This is a genomic window from Maritimibacter sp. UBA3975, assembly GCF_002384975.1.
Classification (GTDB): Bacteria; Pseudomonadota; Alphaproteobacteria; order Rhodobacterales; family Rhodobacteraceae; genus Maritimibacter.
Map to the genome: position 1 here is coordinate 46430 of NZ_DGCP01000009.1, position 15888 is coordinate 62317.

Annotated in this window: 14 protein-coding genes; 8 read left to right on the forward strand and 6 right to left on the reverse strand. The window is 62.1% G+C overall.

Annotated features, from left to right (window positions below; translation table 11 throughout):
- Window positions 1-21: 21 nt before the first annotated feature.
- Window positions 22-1353: a GH1 family beta-glucosidase gene (locus B2585_RS05150; protein ID WP_292020716.1), complete on the reverse strand. Its 1332-nt coding sequence runs from the start codon at window positions 1351-1353 to the stop codon at window positions 22-24.
- Window positions 1350-2399 carry a LacI family DNA-binding transcriptional regulator gene (locus tag B2585_RS05155; RefSeq protein WP_292020717.1) on the reverse strand — a complete coding sequence of 350 codons (1050 nt, stop codon included), beginning with the start codon at window positions 2397-2399 and terminating at the stop codon, window positions 1350-1352. The genes B2585_RS05150 and B2585_RS05155 overlap by 4 nt, the downstream gene beginning before the upstream one ends.
- A 244-nt stretch (window positions 2400-2643) precedes the next feature.
- On the opposite strand from B2585_RS05155, the gene B2585_RS05160 reads away from it, so the two are divergent.
- The 8 genes from B2585_RS05160 to B2585_RS05195 all read left to right on the forward strand — a co-directional run bounded on the left by B2585_RS05160 (window position 2644) and on the right by B2585_RS05195 (window position 12472).
- Complete coding sequence (locus B2585_RS05160; RefSeq protein WP_292020719.1) at window positions 2644-3999, forward strand: ABC transporter substrate-binding protein; 1356 nt, start codon at window positions 2644-2646, stop codon at window positions 3997-3999.
- A 74-nt stretch (window positions 4000-4073) separates the two neighbouring features.
- On the forward strand, window positions 4074-5078 hold the full coding sequence (locus tag B2585_RS05165) for a carbohydrate ABC transporter permease (protein WP_292020720.1): 1005 nt from the start codon (window positions 4074-4076) through the stop codon (window positions 5076-5078).
- Window positions 5078-6226, forward strand: a complete 1149-nt coding sequence (locus tag B2585_RS05170; protein ID WP_292020723.1) for a carbohydrate ABC transporter permease — start codon at window positions 5078-5080, stop codon at window positions 6224-6226. Before B2585_RS05165 ends, B2585_RS05170 begins: the two co-directional genes overlap by 1 nt.
- A 37-nt stretch (window positions 6227-6263) precedes the next feature.
- Complete coding sequence (locus tag B2585_RS05175; RefSeq protein WP_292020725.1) at window positions 6264-7913, forward strand: alpha-glucosidase; 1650 nt, start codon at window positions 6264-6266, stop codon at window positions 7911-7913.
- Between the two features lie 21 nt (window positions 7914-7934).
- Complete coding sequence (locus B2585_RS05180; protein ID WP_292020729.1) at window positions 7935-9026, forward strand: ABC transporter ATP-binding protein; 1092 nt, start codon at window positions 7935-7937, stop codon at window positions 9024-9026.
- A gap of 56 nt (window positions 9027-9082) precedes the next feature.
- Window positions 9083-10339 (forward strand): Hsp70 family protein, encoded by a 1257-nt coding sequence (locus B2585_RS05185; RefSeq protein WP_292020731.1) that lies wholly within the window; start codon window positions 9083-9085, stop codon window positions 10337-10339.
- Window positions 10340-10408: 69 nt separating this feature from the next.
- Window positions 10409-11536, forward strand: a complete 1128-nt coding sequence (gene prfB / locus B2585_RS05190) for a peptide chain release factor 2 (RefSeq protein ID WP_292020733.1) — start codon at window positions 10409-10411, stop codon at window positions 11534-11536.
- A gap of 123 nt (window positions 11537-11659) precedes the next feature.
- Window positions 11660-12472, forward strand: coding sequence for a DUF2189 domain-containing protein (locus tag B2585_RS05195; protein ID WP_292020735.1), 813 nt, complete (start codon window positions 11660-11662; stop codon window positions 12470-12472).
- Window positions 12473-12520: 48 nt separating this feature from the next.
- Here B2585_RS05195 and B2585_RS05200 read toward each other — a convergent pair whose 3' ends face one another.
- The 4 genes from B2585_RS05200 to bcp all read right to left on the reverse strand — a co-directional run bounded on the left by B2585_RS05200 (window position 12521) and on the right by bcp (window position 15850).
- Window positions 12521-13084 (reverse strand): polymer-forming cytoskeletal protein, encoded by a 564-nt coding sequence (locus B2585_RS05200; protein WP_292020737.1) that lies wholly within the window; start codon window positions 13082-13084, stop codon window positions 12521-12523.
- Complete coding sequence (locus tag B2585_RS05205) at window positions 13074-14387, reverse strand: M23 family metallopeptidase (protein ID WP_292020740.1); 1314 nt, start codon at window positions 14385-14387, stop codon at window positions 13074-13076. Before B2585_RS05205 ends, B2585_RS05200 begins: the two co-directional genes overlap by 11 nt.
- A 174-nt stretch (window positions 14388-14561) precedes the next feature.
- Window positions 14562-15359 carry a ferritin-like domain-containing protein gene (locus B2585_RS05210; RefSeq protein WP_292020742.1) on the reverse strand — a complete coding sequence of 266 codons (798 nt, stop codon included), beginning with the start codon at window positions 15357-15359 and terminating at the stop codon, window positions 14562-14564.
- 17 nt (window positions 15360-15376) lie between these two features.
- Window positions 15377-15850, reverse strand: coding sequence for a thioredoxin-dependent thiol peroxidase (gene bcp / locus B2585_RS05215; protein ID WP_292020744.1), 474 nt, complete (start codon window positions 15848-15850; stop codon window positions 15377-15379).
- Window positions 15851-15888 lie beyond the last annotated feature (38 nt).

The following is a 15888-nucleotide window of genomic DNA, read 5'->3' on the forward strand; positions in this document are numbered from 1 at the left end:
GTCTGGTCCGGTAAGGCTTGGTCACGGCCGGGCGAGCGCCCGCGCCATTGCGTGGTAGGATGCTTTCGGCAGGCGTTCAAGGCTGTGGAAATCCACATGGACGAGACCGAAACGCTTGGCATAGCCCAAAGCCCATTCGTAATTGTCCATGAGGGACCAGGCGAAATACCCTTTTACCGGAGCCCCACGCGCGATGGCATCCTGCACGGCGGCGAGATGGGCGTCGAGGTAGGCGATACGGTCAGTATCCTCAACGGCCCCGTCGCGGAGAACGTCCGGTCCGGCCATCCCGTTCTCGGTGACATAAAGCGGCAGGTCCCCGGAATAGGTTCGCGCCACATGGGTGAGAAAATGGGACAGGCCTTCCGGGTAGATTTCCCATCCCATGTCTGTCTTCGGCAGAGGACCCGGGACTTCTTCGAGTGCGGGGTAGGGGCCGTCGACCGGCGCGATGATCTTGCGCGTGTAATAGTTGATCCCGACCCAATCGAGCGGCTGGCGAATCGTGGCCATGTCGCCCTCCCAGCCCGCTGGTAAGTGCGGGGCGAGACCCGCGAGCATCTCTTCAGGGTAGGTGCCGTCGAAGGCCGCGCCGAGAAAGGTGCGGTTGAAGATGGCGTCATAGGTTGCGGCAGCATGCGCGGCCTCTACCGTATCGTCCACCGGCACGGCGTACTCAAGGTTGAAGACAGCGCCGAGGTTTTCGTGACCCGCGCCACGCATCGCCTGCGTGGCCCTGCCGTGGGCCAGAAGGACATTGTGGATCGCGCGAGACGCCGCGCGTATGTCTCGAACGCCCGGCGCATGGATGCCAAGGAAATGACTGAGCCAGCTCACGCACCAGAATTCGTTGATCGTGGCCGTGGACCAGACCCGGTCGCCGATCCGATCCATCAACACCAGCGCGTAGTCGGCGAACCACTTGGACACGTCCGGATGTGTCCATCCGCCCTTGTCTGAGAGCGCTGAGGGCATCTCCCAATGATAAAGGGTCAACGCCGGTTTCAGGCCAAGCTCAAGCATCCCATCCACGAGCTTGTCGTAAAAATCCAGCCCTTCAGCATTGGGTGCCCCGCGCCCTTCGGGCAGGACACGCGCCCAGCTTGCGGAGAAGCGATACGCGTCGAAATTCCCGTCGCGGATCAGGTCGAGATCTTCCGGCCAGCGATGGTAATGGTCGCAGGCCACGGCTCCGTCTTCCGCCCGATCGACATTGCCGGGGGTAGCGGAAAAGGTATCCCAGTGGGTCGAACCGGCGCCGCCGAAACGGTGCCCCTCGATCTGGTAGGACGATGTGGAGACACCGAAGAGGAAGTCTTCGGGGAAGTCCTTGCGGGATCTGTTCAAGGTCATGTGGGTTCCGTGATTGAGACTTGGGCGGGGGCAGGGCCCGTGGACTGGCCGAGGATCAGCTCGGCTTCGAGAAGTTCCGAGCGCGGGGCGTCGGAGCCGCTGGCTATGATGTCGAGAAGCATGGTGGCCGCGCGCCGACCGGCCTCACGCACCGAAGACCGGGTCGCGGTGAAGATCGGATCGTCCCCGCCGTTCGGCAGGTAGGAGAGGTCATCGTCGTGGATGATGAGCGACACGTCGCGCCCCATCTCCAGCCCGGCCTCGCGGATCGCACGGCGGATCCCGATGGCCAGGATCATGGATGAGGCGATGATGGCGGTCGGCGGGTCGTCGCGGCCCAACATGTCGCGGGTCCGGTCGTGGCCGAACTGCTCGGTCATTTCCCCCGACACCTTCAAGTCGTCGAAATGGCGGAGGCCTTGTGCGTCGTGTGCGGCTTCGAACCCGGCGCGCCGTCGGATCGCGAAATCCATGTTTTCGAGCCCGTTGATGAGCGCGATACGTCGGTGACCCAAATCCAGCAGAAACGCAGTGGCACGCTGAAAGGCCCGCAGGTTGTTCATGTCGACCCAGGAATAGCTCTCGTCCGATTCCGATGCCCGGCCATGTACGACGAAGGGGATACCCACAGATTTGAGCAGGCTGATGCGTCGATCGCCTTCGCGCGGCGCATGGACGATGATTCCATCGACCGATCCTTTGGATTTGAACTCCTCGTAAGCGCGGGCCTGTTCGGCTTCCGGCACGATAGAGATCAGCATGTCGTAACCCGACTTGGAGTAGACCTCGCCAGCGCCCGCGATGAAATCGGCGAAGACCGGATTGACCATTTCGTGCCCCGAAGCGAGGGGAATGACGTGGCCGATTGCCATGGCTCGCCCCGTGGCGAGGGAACGCGCGCGCATGTTGGGACGATAACCATAGGCCTCTGCCGCCGCCTGGACCTTGCGTCGCGTTGCGTCCGACACTTCCGGAAAACCGTTCAGCGCCCGGCTGACGGTGGTCGGCGAAAGGCCGAGGGCCTTGGCGAGTTCTTTGAGGGTCATTCTTCCAAACCGCTTTGAATCAGAAGGACGGTAGCGACTCCGACCGAGCGCGTCAAAAGATCGTGCGCATACCGGGCGATCTTCAGGTTTTCCTGCCCAATTGAAGGGCGGTCCGGGAATCGAGATTGACTCGTTGAAGGTCATGAGCAAGTTTCAGGCATCCAAAGCGGTTTGGGCCACGGCGACTCGCGGCCCCCGTACTGAGATCAACAGGCACCGAATGGTGCAAATCCGGGAGGAATTCATGAAAAGATCATTGATTGTGAGCGTCGCGACGCTGGCTCTGACCGCGGGCCTCGCCCATGCGGCCAGCCATGAAGGCGGCATGTTCACCGAAGGCGAAGGCCCCTACAGCTGGGATCAGCTTGAGAGCTTCGCTGGCGAGCACGATTATTCCGGTCAAGAGGTCACGATCCTCGGCCCATGGCTCGCGGGCGAGCAGGAGAATTTCGAAAACCTCCTGGCCTTCTTCGAGGAAGCCACCGGGGCGAGCGTGTCCTACGTTGGCTCTGACTCGATGGAGCAACAGATCGTCATCGACGCAGAGGCGGGCTCCGCGCCCAACCTCGCCGTGTTCCCGCAGCCAGGTCTCGCCGCCAACATGGCGTCGCGCGGATTCCTGTCGCCGCTGTCGGACGACACGGCAAACTGGATCGAGAGCAACTACGCCGCAGGTGAATCCTGGGTCGATCTGGGCACCTATGAGAATGACGAGGGGAACGAAGAGCTCTATGGCTTCTTCTTCAACGTGAACGTCAAGTCGCTCGTCTGGTACATCCCCGAGAACTTCGAGGACTTCGGCTACGAAGTGCCGGAGACGATGGAAGAGCTCAAGACGCTCACAGAACAGATGGTCGAGGATGGCGAGACGCCGTGGTGCATTGGGCTTGGCTCGGGCGGTGCGACCGGCTGGCCCGCGACCGACTGGGTCGAGGATCTCATGCTGCGTACGCAGGAACCGGCGGTCTATGACCAGTGGGTGTCGAACGAGATCCCGTTCAACGATCCTGCCGTGATCGGCGCGATCGAGGAATTCGGTTGGTTCCTGGAGGGCGACCGCGTGTCGGGTGGTGCCGAAGCTGTCGCCTCGGTCGACTTCCGTGACTCGCCCAAGGGTCTGTTCGACGCGCCGCCGCAGTGCATGATGCACCGCCAGGCCTCGTTCATCCCGGCATATTTCCCTGAAGGGACCGAAGTAGGCGCCGACGTCGACTTCTTCTACTTCCCGGCTTACGCGGAAAAAGACCTTGGCACACCGGTTCTGGGTGCGGGGACGCTCATGTCCATCACCGAGGACAGCGAGGCGACCCGAGGCCTCATGGAGTTCTTCCAGACCGACTTCGCACATGAGATCATGATGGCACAGGATGCTTTCCTCACGCCGCTCAAGAGTGCCAACCCCGAGGCCTATGCGGACGACACCCTGCGTGCACAGGGCGAAATCCTGACCAATGCCACGACATTCCGCTTCGACGGCTCGGACCTCATGCCGGGTGCTGTCGGGACCGGGACCTTCTGGACCGCCATGGTGGACTATTCCGGCGGCGCCTCCGCCGAAGAGGTCACGCAGGCCGTTCAGGACAGCTGGCCTGCCGAGTGATAGGCTGACATCGACGACGCGACGGGCCGCTTCTCGCGGCCCGTCGTGCCACTGATCAGGGCAGGGGGAAGAAGATGCATCCAGCGATCCAGGCCGTCATAACCGTCGGTGTCGCGGTCATCGCCGCGATCGGTTACTTCTATCTCTCCAACCTCCTTCTCGACCGTGTCCTGTTCCCGGCGCGCGGCAAGAATGCGGGTCGGAACATCAACCGGGCGAATATGATCCGGCCATGGCTGTTTCTCTTTCCTGCGCTCTTCGCGCTCGGGCTATACCTCGCGTATCCGGTCGTGGAGACCATCCGCCTTTCGGTGACTGACCGCGTGCCCGGCGGCTATGTCTGGGCAGGCGCGGACAACTACATTGCGCTCACCGGAGACCCGAAATTCTGGGAAGCGTTGCGCAACAACTTCTTCTGGTTGCTCGTCGTCCCGGGCCTGTCGACGCTCTTCGGCCTCATCATCGCGCAGCTCACCGACAGGCTGAGCTGGGGCAACGTGGCGAAGTCGATCATCTTCATGCCGATGGCGATCAGCTTTGTCGGTGCGTCGGTGATTTTCAAACTGGTCTATGACTACCGCCCGGCGGGCGAAGACCAGATCGGCATCCTCAATGCGGTCTACCTTGCGCTCGGCGGCGCGGAGCCACAGACTTGGCTGACGATACCCGGCCTGAACAATTTCCTCCTGATGATCGTGCTGATCTGGATTCAGACTGGCTTTGCGATGGTTATCCTGTCCGCTGCGCTGCGTGGCATTCCGGAGGAAACGATCGAAGCGGCCATCGTGGACGGCGCGAACCCGTTCCAGATCTTCTTCAAGATCAAGGTGCCTCAGATCATGCCCACGATCATGGTGGTCTGGACCACGATCACCATTCTCGTGCTCAAGATCTTCGACATCGTTTTTGCCATGACCAATGGCCAATGGGGCACGCAAGTCCTTGCGAATTACATGTACGACAAGCTCTTTCGCGCGAATGACTGGGGTATGGGATCGGCCAGCGCGATGGTGATCATGCTCCTCGTGCTTCCCATTCTCGTCTGGAACGTGCGCCAGGCCCGCAAGGAGATGCGCTGATGGACAATATCGCGGGCCGCAAACCGGCGCTCGGCTGGGCCGTCAATCTCTCGGTCATCTTCATCGTCCTCTTGTGGATTTTCCCAACGGTCGGGCTCCTCGTCTCCTCCTTCCGTACTGCGGACCAGATCGCCTCATCGGGCTGGTGGAGGGCGTTTTTCCCCACGGAGCAGACGCAACAGTACCGGGCCACCGATCCGGGCGATGCGCGCGTCCAAGACGGGGATGTCTTTTTCGTCGAGGGGCGCATCTTCCCGGAAGGGACCGACACCACGATCTCAAGCTGGGGGACGTCGAGTCGGGATGTATCGGCCAATGCGCCGGGCGATACAGCGGATCTGGGTGACGGTGAGACCTTCACCCTCAACGCGGACGGGACATATCGCTGGGCAGGCGATGATGAACAGATATCAGGGCGCGGTCAGCGCATATTCGTAACAGCTCTCTCGCCGCCGGAGTTCACCCTCCGAAACTATGAAAACATGCTGTTCGGTGGCTCTTCCGACAATATCACCAAGGCATTTTTCAACACTTTGACAGTCACGATCCCCGCGACGATCATCCCGATCCTCTTCGCGGCCTTCGCGGCCTATGCCTTGGCGTGGATGGATTTTCCGGGACGTGCTCTCCTTATCGCGTTTATCGTTGCGCTGCTCGTCGTGCCCTTGCAACTCGCGCTCATCCCACTTCTGAAGCTTCATCTCTCTATCGGCATCGGCAAAGGCTACCTGGGGGTGTGGCTTGCTCATACCGGCTTTGGGTTACCCTTGGCGGTCTACCTGTTACGCAATTACATGGCGGGCCTTCCGCGCGACATCATCGAGAACGCGCGGGTCGACGGGGCGACGGATTTCCAGATCTTCGTGCGGATCATCCTGCCCCTCAGCTTTCCCGCCCTTGCAAGTTTCGCGATCTTCCAGTTCCTTTGGACATGGAACGATCTGCTGGTCGCCATCGTTTTCCTCGTCGACTCCTCTGGGGAAACAACCGTCATGACCCGCCACATCGTCGAGCTTCTCGGCACCCGCGGCGGCAACTGGGAAATTCTTGCGACGGCGGCCTTCGTCTCGATGGCGGTGCCGCTGCTCGTGTTCTTCTTCATGCAACGCTACCTTGTGCGCGGGTTGCTCGCGGGCTCGGTCAAATGAGGTCACAGTGAACGTAAATGTGCAGCCCGAAACCAAGATGACGTATCTGGAGAAAGACCCCGACTGGTGGCGGGGGGCAGTCATCTATCAGATCTACCCGCGCAGTTTCCAGGATTCGAATGGGGACGGGATCGGTGACCTGTTGGGCATCGTAGGGCGTCTGCCTTACATCGCTTCGCTGGGCGTGGACGCGATCTGGATTTCACCGTTCTTCACCTCGCCAATGAAAGATTTCGGCTACGACGTGTCCGACTACTTCGACGTCGATCCAATGTTCGGCACGCTCGCCGATTTCGACGCGGTAATCGAGACAGCGCACACGCTGGGCATCAAGGTGATGATCGACCTCGTGCTGTCGCACACCTCGGATGAGCATCCGTGGTTTCAAGTCAGCCGGTCGTCACACGACAATGCCCGCTCGGACTGGTACGTCTGGGCCGACGCGAAACCCGACGGAACGCCGCCCAACAACTGGATGTCGATCTTCGGTGGGAGCGCGTGGCAGTGGGATTCGGGCCGCCTTCAGTACTACATGCACAATTTCCTGACCTCACAGCCCGACCTGAATTTCCACAGCGACGAAGTGCAGGATGCGCTGTTGGGAGTCGCCCGGTTCTGGCTGGACCGGGGCGTGGATGGCTTCCGGCTGGATACGATCAACTTTTACACCCACGACGCTGCGCTTCGCGACAACCCCCCGCTGCCGCCGGAAGAGCGGCAATCCAAGATCGCGCCGGCCGTGAACCCCTATACCTGGCAGAACCACGTCTACGACAAGTCGCGCCCCGAGAACGAAGTGTTCCTGCGCAAGCTGCGTGAGTTGATGAAGCACTACAACGCGGCCGCGGTGGGCGAGGTGGGAGACGACCAGCGAGGGCTAGAGATCCTTGGGGAGTACACGAAAGGCGATGACATGGTGCAGATGTGCTATGCCTTCGAGTTGCTTTCAGGCTCGACCCCAACGGCGGGTTATGTCGCCGAAACACTTCAGGCGATCGAAGACTACGCACCCGACGGATGGGCCTGCTGGGCCTATTCCAACCATGACGTTGTTCGTCACATCTCGCGCTGGGAACTGTCGCCCGCAGCTGTTCGGGGGTTCGCTACGCTGATGATGTGTCTCAAGGGCTCGGCCTGCATCTATCAGGGTGAAGAGCTTGGGCTTCCGGAGGCCGATATCGCCTTTGAGGATCTTCAGGACCCATACGGCATCGAGTTCTGGCCTGAATTCAAGGGCCGGGACGGCTGTCGCACACCGATGGTCTGGGACCATGACCGTGCGCTCGGCGGCTTCACCAACGGCGGGAACAGCTGGCTCCCGGTGCCCGCGGAGCACCGCAACCTTGCCGTAGACAAGGCGGATAACGATCCAGGGGCGCTCTTGCACCATTACCGGCGTGCCATCGCGTTCCGGCACACCCACAAGGCGCTCAAGATCGGACGTTTGGAGGATCTGCGTGCCTATGGTCAGGTGCTCTCGTTCCGTCGCGTTTCGGACACCGAAGAAATCTTTTTCGCGATCAACCTCGGGGAAGTGCCCGTAAGTCTGAACCCGCCAAAAGGCGAGGGCTGGCTGGAAATCGGCGCCGAGCTCAACGCGGCGCATCCGCGCCTCGATGGCGAGATTCACCTCGCGCATTGGCAACCGTCCATTTTGCTGAGGCCGATCGAACAAGAAGAGGCCTGACAAGGGCCGGGGGAGGAGAACATGGCTGAAATCAAACTGACCGATGTGGGCAAGACCTATGGCGGCAAGGTCGAGGTGCTCAAGGGCATCGACCTCGACGTCAAGACGGGGGAGCTGATCGTGTTCGTCGGCCCTTCGGGCTGCGGGAAGTCCACGCTTCTGCGCATGATTGCCGGGCTTGAAAAGATTACCGCCGGCACGCTGGAGATCGACGGACAGGTGGTCAACGACGTGCCGCCCAGCGAACGCGGCATCGCAATGGTGTTTCAAAGCTACGCGCTTTACCCGCACATGACCGTCTACGACAACATGGCCTTTGCTCTGAAGATCGCGAAGAAATCGAAAGAGGAGATCGACGCGGGCGTGCGCCGGGCCGCAAAGATCCTGCAACTCGACCCGCTTCTGGACCGGTTGCCCAAGGAGCTGTCAGGCGGGCAACGGCAACGTGTCGCCATTGGTCGCGCCATCGTGCGTGACCCCAAGGTGTATCTCTTCGATGAGCCGCTCTCGAACCTCGACGCGGCACTGCGCGTGGCGACCAGGATCGAGATTGCGCAGCTGAAAGAGGCGATGCCGAATTCGACGATGGTCTATGTCACGCACGATCAGGTCGAGGCCATGACTCTCGCCGACAAGATCGTGGTGCTGGCCAACAAGGGGATTGCACAGGTCGGAAGTCCGCTGGACCTCTACGAGACGCCCGACAATGAATTCGTCGCTCAGTTCATCGGCTCGCCAGCCATGAACCTCCTGCCCGGCAAGATCGAGACAACCGGGGCGGAAACAGTCGTAGATGTCACGGGCCACGGCACGGCGCGTTGCAACATCTCCACGCAAGACGCCGACAAGGGCAGGGACGTCAACATCGGCATCCGGCCCGAAGACTTCCATATCGCAGGCGAGGACGAGAACTACATCCTCGAAGCTACCGTGGATTATGTGGAACGGCTGGGCGAGGTGACGCTGCTCTATTTCGTGGCCGAAGACGACCAGGACCCGCTGATCGCCAAGCTGCCCGGCATCCATCAGGGGCTGCGGGGCGAGACGGTGCGGCTTACAGCCGAAGCGGCGAAGGTCCACTTGTTCTCGAACGGACAATCCATGCGCACCTGATCCTTGCAGGGGCCGGGAGGCGGCGTTACAAGCCGCGTTTTCCCAAGGAGGCACCTGTGAGCGACCGGGCGAATTCCACCCTTGCGATCGACTTTGGCACATCGAATTCCGCCGCTGCCGTGCTGGACGGTGGCGTGGTGCGCCGCGTCCCGCTCGAAGCCGGGGCGGACACGCTGCCGACCGCCGTGTTCTTTCCGACCGGCGGCCCGATGCAGATCGGGACAGCGGCGGGCGAGGCGCTGATCGCGGGGACCGAAGGGCGCTACATGCGCGCGTTGAAGAGCGTCCTGGGCACCTCGCTCTTTCACGAAAGTCGCCTGATCGGCGGCAAGCGCCGCACACTCGCGGGGATTGTCACCGACTTCCTGCGCGAGGTGAAGGAGCGCGCCGAACACATGACCGGAAGGAATTTCACCAGCGTCGTTTCGGGTCGGCCGGTGCATTTCCATTCCGACGATGCTGCACGCGACGCGCGCGCCGCCGAAGACCTCGCCGCCTGCTACCGCGCTGCCGGGTTCGAGCGCTTGCGGTTCGTCTATGAGCCCGAGGCCGCAGCACTGGCCGCCGGTCGAGGCGAAGGCCCGGGTCTCGTAGTGGACATCGGGGGCGGCACGTCGGATTTCTCGGTGTTTCGCGACGGGCCGAAAGGGGCCGAGATCCTGTCGTCTCACGGCATACGACTGGGCGGCACCGACTTTGACCAGTCAATCTCATTGACCCACGTCATGCCTCTGTTGGGCCACGGCAGCCAGTTGACCCGAGAGATGGGCGGAGGCCTCCTGCCCATGCCCAAGGCGCTCTACGTCGATCTGGCGACCTGGGCCCGCATACCTTTCCTCTACGGCCCCGACACGCGGCGAACGATCCGGGACTACGCAAAACACGCGGTGGAGCCGAACCTCATCACCCGGCTGCAGACAGTGATCGAGGAGGAACTTGGCCACGATATCGCCTTCGCTGTCGAACGTGGAAAGATCGCAGCGAATGGGCGCGCGGGTGAGGGGCGCGTTGCGCTCGGGCTGGTCGAGCCGGGCCTGCACGCCGGCATCTCGAGACTCTCGATGGATGCGGCTCTTGCCGCACAGACAGAGACGCTGACTCGCGCGATCCGGGATACGCTGACGCAGGCGACCGTCGCGCCGGGCGATGTAAGCCGTGTGGTCCTCGTCGGGGGCTCCTCGCTCATGTCGCTTGTCGAGGCGGCGGCACGGGAGACATGTCCGACAGCTACGCTTGAACGGTCAGAGGCCTTCACAGCCGTTGTCGACGGCCTCGCCCTTGCCATCGACCGACGGATCGGCGTACCGGTTTGAGCGGCCCAGACCTTGCCGCGTCCACGCACCGTTGATAGGTAGACGCGGATAACGCGCAGAGGAAGAACCATGCGGGCAGAGGCTCAGAACAACGTCGACGCTATCGAAAAGTCGCTGGCGCTGTTGCGGCAACGGATCGGCTGGGACACGGCCGAACACCGGCTGGAAGAGCTCAATGCGATGACCGAGGACCCGGACCTCTGGAACGACCCGGACCGGGCGCAGAAACTGATGCGTGAGCGTCAGGCGCTGGTTGCCTCGATGGATGGCTACACCGCGATGGCACAGGAGTTATCCGACAGCGTGGAGCTTATCGAACTGGGTGAGATGGAAGACGACGCCGAAGTGGTGGAGGACGCCGAGGCCACGCTCGCCAAGCTGCGAGAGCGCGCCGCTGCCGCCGAGATCGAAGCCCTTCTGAACGGCGAGGCAGATCCCAACGACACGTTCCTCGAAGTCCATTCCGGCGCCGGCGGTACCGAAAGTTGCGACTGGGCCTCGATGCTCGCACGCATGTATGTCCGCTGGGCAGAGGCGCATGGCTACAAGGTAGAGCTTCAGGCGACGACACCGGGCGAAGAAGCCGGGATCAAGTCGGCGACCTACAAGATTTCCGGGCATAATGCCTATGGCTGGCTGAAGTCGGAGTCCGGCGTCCACCGGCTTGTGCGAATTTCGCCCTATGACAGCGCCGCGCGGCGACATACCTCGTTCTCGTCCGTCTGGGTTTATCCGGTCGTCGACGACAATATCGAGATCGACGTGCAGCCGAACGACATCCGGATCGACACCTACCGGTCCTCGGGCGCGGGCGGCCAGCATGTGAACACGACGGACTCCGCCGTGCGGATCACGCACATTCCCACGGGGATCGTCGTGACGAGTTCCGAGAAGTCGCAGCATCAGAACCGCGACATCGCCATGAAGGCGCTGAAATCGCGGCTCTACCAGATGGAGCTCGACCGGCGGAACGCGGCCATCAACGAGGCGCACGAAAACAAGGGTGACGCGGGTTGGGGCAACCAGATCCGCTCCTATGTGCTCCAACCTTATCAGATGGTGAAAGACCTGCGCACCGGGTTCGAGACATCAGACAGCCAAGGCGTGCTGGATGGGGACCTGGACGGGCTGATGGGCGCGACGCTCGCGATGGACGTTGCGGGCAAGAGCCGGGCCGAGGCCAACGCCGAGGACTAGGCCCCGCCGGTCGGCAGTCGCCGCATCCAATGCCGCCGAACCAATCCATCCGCTTGACCGACAGTCGCTGATCCGCTCAAATCGCCTACGCGCGACAGGGTAACTTTCGTGCGGGAGGATGAAGTGACCGACATTACCGCGACCGAGCCGTCGCCGACCCCAGAGGTCGGCCATGTCGATATGTCCGTCATTGGCGAGGTGTTGCGCCTCGGCTGGCGCGATTTCACCCGGGTCCCCCTTATGGGGCTGTTCTTTTCGGCGTTCTTCGTGGTGGGCGGCATCATTCTCGCATTCCAACTGCGCGTGGCCGATCAGAGCTACTCAATCATCCCGGTAGCCCTCGGTTTTCCGTTGCTGGCGCCGTTCCTTGCGGTTGGGCTCTACGAGGTGTCGCGCCGCCTCGAACTTCGCGACAGCGCGGCGCATCATGCAGGGGGCGATTGCCGCTGGTCCGAGATCCTGGGCGTCGTCTTTCGCCAGAAGGATCGTCAGATTCCGTCGATGGCCGTGGTCATCATCATGATTTTCCTGTTCTGGGTCTTCATCGCGCACATGATCTTCGCCCTGTTTCTGGGACTCATGCCGATGCAAAATATCCTGAGCGACTGGCAACTCACGATCTTTTCCTTCAACGGGATCAAAATGCTTGCGGTCGGCACGCTGGTGGGGGCGGTCACGGCCTATGTGCTGTTCTCCCTGACGGTCGTCAGCCTGCCTTTGCTGCTCGACAAGGAGTTGGATTTCATCACCGCGATGATCGTGTCCTGGCAATTCGTGTCGCAGAACCGGGCCGTGATGCTCGCCTGGGGCATCGTGATCGCGGTCATGCTGTTCGTAGCGATGATCCCGATGTTCCTCGGGCTCTTCGTGGTCATGCCGGTACTCGGCCACGCGACCTGGCACCTTTATCGTCGCGCGCTTGTTCACCCCGAATGAAAAAGGCCGCCCGGATGGGGCGGCCTGGACGTTTCAATCTCGCAAAGATCAGCTCTGTGCGGGTTTCGGCGCGGGCTGTGCCGGCGTGGACTGCTGTGCTTGCTGCGGAGCCGCACCCGGCTGCTTGCGCGGGCCGTTGTTGTTGTTGAGCGGATCGTCCTGACGCTGCACGGAGCCCTCGAAATGGGCGCCGGACTCGATCGCTATCGTCTTGTGGATGATGTCGCCTTCGACGCGCGCGGTGGAGGTGAGGCGGACCTTGAGGCCACGCAGGCGCCCCACGATGCGGCCGTTCACGACCACGTCGTCGGCAACGACCTCGCCCTTCACCGTGGCGCTTTCGCCGACGGTCAGCATGTGCGCACGGATGTCACCTTCGATCGTCCCTTCGACGAGGATGTCGCCGGTGGAGCGCATGTTGCCGACGACCGTCAGGTCCGAAGACAGAGTCGATGCGGGCGGCTTCGCCTTGTTGGAGGTCGGGGCAGGGGCGTTGCCCGAAGCCGGCGAAGATGTCGGGGGCTTTGGCATGGCGCTCTCACTTCCCGTAGGTTTGGTGTCAGACTCGCCCGCCTTGGGGCCCGGTTCGTTGATGCGGCTCTTAGAAAACATCGCGTCCTGCCTTGATATATGTCATTGGATTCACGGCCTTGCCGCCGACACGCACTTCATAGTGCAGATGGGGGCCGGTGGACCGTCCGGAATTGCCCATATCACCAATCCGTTCGCCGCGCGAGACTCTTTGGCCTTTCTTCACGCCAATGCGCGACAAATGGGCATATCGTGTTTCCAGGCCGAACTCGTGCTGGATCTTGATCAGACGCCCGTAACCGGACTGCCAGTCGGCGTGGGTGACGACGCCGTCGGCAGTTGCATAGATCGGCGTGCCCACAGGGCCTGCCATGTCGGCGCCGGCGTGAAGGCGACCCCAGCGGTACCCGAAGCCCGAGGTGAAGCGGTAGCTCGCTTTCACCGGCATATCGAACGGCAGTTTCTCAGCCGCGATCCGGTAAAGGTTCATCCGGTCCATCTGGTTGAGGATCTGGTTGGCCCGTTGCATGTCCTCGTCCGGCTCTTCACCCTTCGTGGACAGGATCATCGGCATGAGCGGTCCGCCCTGACCGGAATAGCCACGGCGTACCTGGGCGAGGATATTGTCGGTGGACATGCCGGCAGCCGAGAACATCTTGTCCAGCGGTTCGAGCGAGACGGTCACTGCCTCCTCGAGCTGGGTGAAGATCTGATTGTTACGCTCGTCCCGCAGCCGCGCCTCGTAGATCAGATCCTCGGCCTCGGTGCGGGCTTCGGTGGCCTGATCGAGTGCCGCGTCACGTTCGGCGGCCGTAGCCTCCAGCGCGGCCGTCAGGACCGAAACGGTCTGCCCCATGTCTTCGCCCGATACCATCATCGGGACGTCACCGTCAGTGTCTTCGCCCCGCGCGGCGGCCAGCATCGCTTCGAGCGAGCCGCGCGCTTCGTCGCGTTCGTTCATCGTGCGCCGCAGCGTCGACTGAATCACGTTGATCCCCGTCTCAAGCTCGCGCCGGCGTTCTTCCGACGCCAGAAGCTCGGACTGCATTTCGGAAATCTGGGCGAGGGCGAGGTTGAAACGCTCCTGCGCGGCCAGCGCCTCCACCGCGCGGGCGTCGCGCTGTTCGGCGAGCGTGCGCAGGCGGGTTTCGTACAGCCGCTGCTCGCGCATCGTCTGTTCGCGCACGTTGCCCGAAGAAATGGAATCCATCATGAGGACCGCAGTCGCGATGATCGCCCAGGCGACGAAGGCCGCACTCACGAACCACGCCATCAGCTGTGTCGTCGGAGACAGGATGACGAAACGCGTTCCTGTTTCCGAGCGCAGGAACAGTCGCTGTTCCGGAAAGCTACGCTCGAGCCTTCGGTTGAACCTGTAGGCCATTTGATTCAGCAAGTCGTCACCGTCGGATTGCCCCATCCCATCTCAGCACGCTTCATTCGCGTTCGGCGCGCTTGTGGGTGCTTACCGCGCGATCACGCGTAAGTGCAAGAAAATATCATCCTTTCGGCGGGTTTAGGGTGTCGCAGCGGGCGAGAACCTGCCGATGAGCGGGGGCTATCCGGCGCCCTGGTCGGCCAGTGGCCAGTAGAAATCCGGAGGCAAACCCGCCTCGGCGCGCTTCTCTTCGTTGAAGGGCGGTTTGAGGGGGCCATGGAAATAGCGCTGCACGAGATCGTGGAACGCCTCCTTCGGATCAGTTTCGTGACGGCCGCAGAGAAAATGGAACCACTTGGAACCATACGCGACGTGGGCCACCTCCTCGGCATAGATGACCTCCAGGGCACTGACCGACTGCGTGTCGCCTGCACGCTTGAATATCTCGATCATGCCCGGCGTCACGTCGAGCCCGCGGGCTTCGAGGACCATTGGAACGACCGCGAGCCTGCCCATGAAGTCCTCGGCCGTGTCGGATGCCGCGCGCCACATGCCGGCATGGGCGGGCAGGGCGCCGTAGTGGCTACCCTGCGTTTCCAGCGCGTCACAGACGAGATTGAAATGTTTGGATTCCTCGTCCGCCGCCTTCACCCAGTCGTCATAAAACCCTATGGGCATCGGAATGTGCGCGAAGCGGGGGATAATGTCCCAGTGAAGGTCCACGGCGTTCAACTCGATATGCGCGATGGCGTGCAAAAGCGCCTTTCGGCCCTCCGGGCTGCCGGGTCGGCGGCGGGGCACGTCGCGCGGGTCGCGCAGTTCGGGCTGGGCGGGCCGCGCTGGAAAATCAGGCGGGGCCGCTGCGCCAATGTCAGGCAGTTCGCCGGTCTTGCGCGCCGCAAACCATGTCGCCGCATGTTTGCGGGACAGCGCGGTTTTCTCGCGCCCGTCAGCGGTGGACAGAACTTCCACCGCCATTTGCGCAAGGGTCTGGTTCAAAGTGCCTGCACCGCCGCGAGGACCTCTTCTGCGTGACCCGGCACCTTCACCTTATGCCAGGCTTGCAGGATCGTGCCGTCCGCCCCGATCAGGAATGTGGTGCGGACGATACCCATGAACGTCTTGCCGTACATCTTCTTCTCAGCCCAAACACCGTAATCTTCGCAAAGCGTACCTTCGGCATCTGACAAGAGTGGCACCCCAAGCTCTTGTTTTGCTGCAAAATTCTCCTGCTTCTTCACGCTATCCTTTGAGGCGCCGAGCACGACCGCGCCCGCTTTCTCGAATTCGGGCAGGAGCCGGGTGAAATCCCGGGCCTCGTTCGTGCATCCAGGCGTCGAAGCCTTCGGATAGAAAAAAAGCACCACCGGCTTGCCCGCGAACTCGGCGAGCGACACGGTTTCACCCCCGTCGCGGGGCAGGGTGAACGCGGGCGCTTTCGCGCCGACCTCCAAAGTCGTTTCGGCCATATTCTTCCCTTCCTTCAGGCTTTGCCCTAATCACGGTC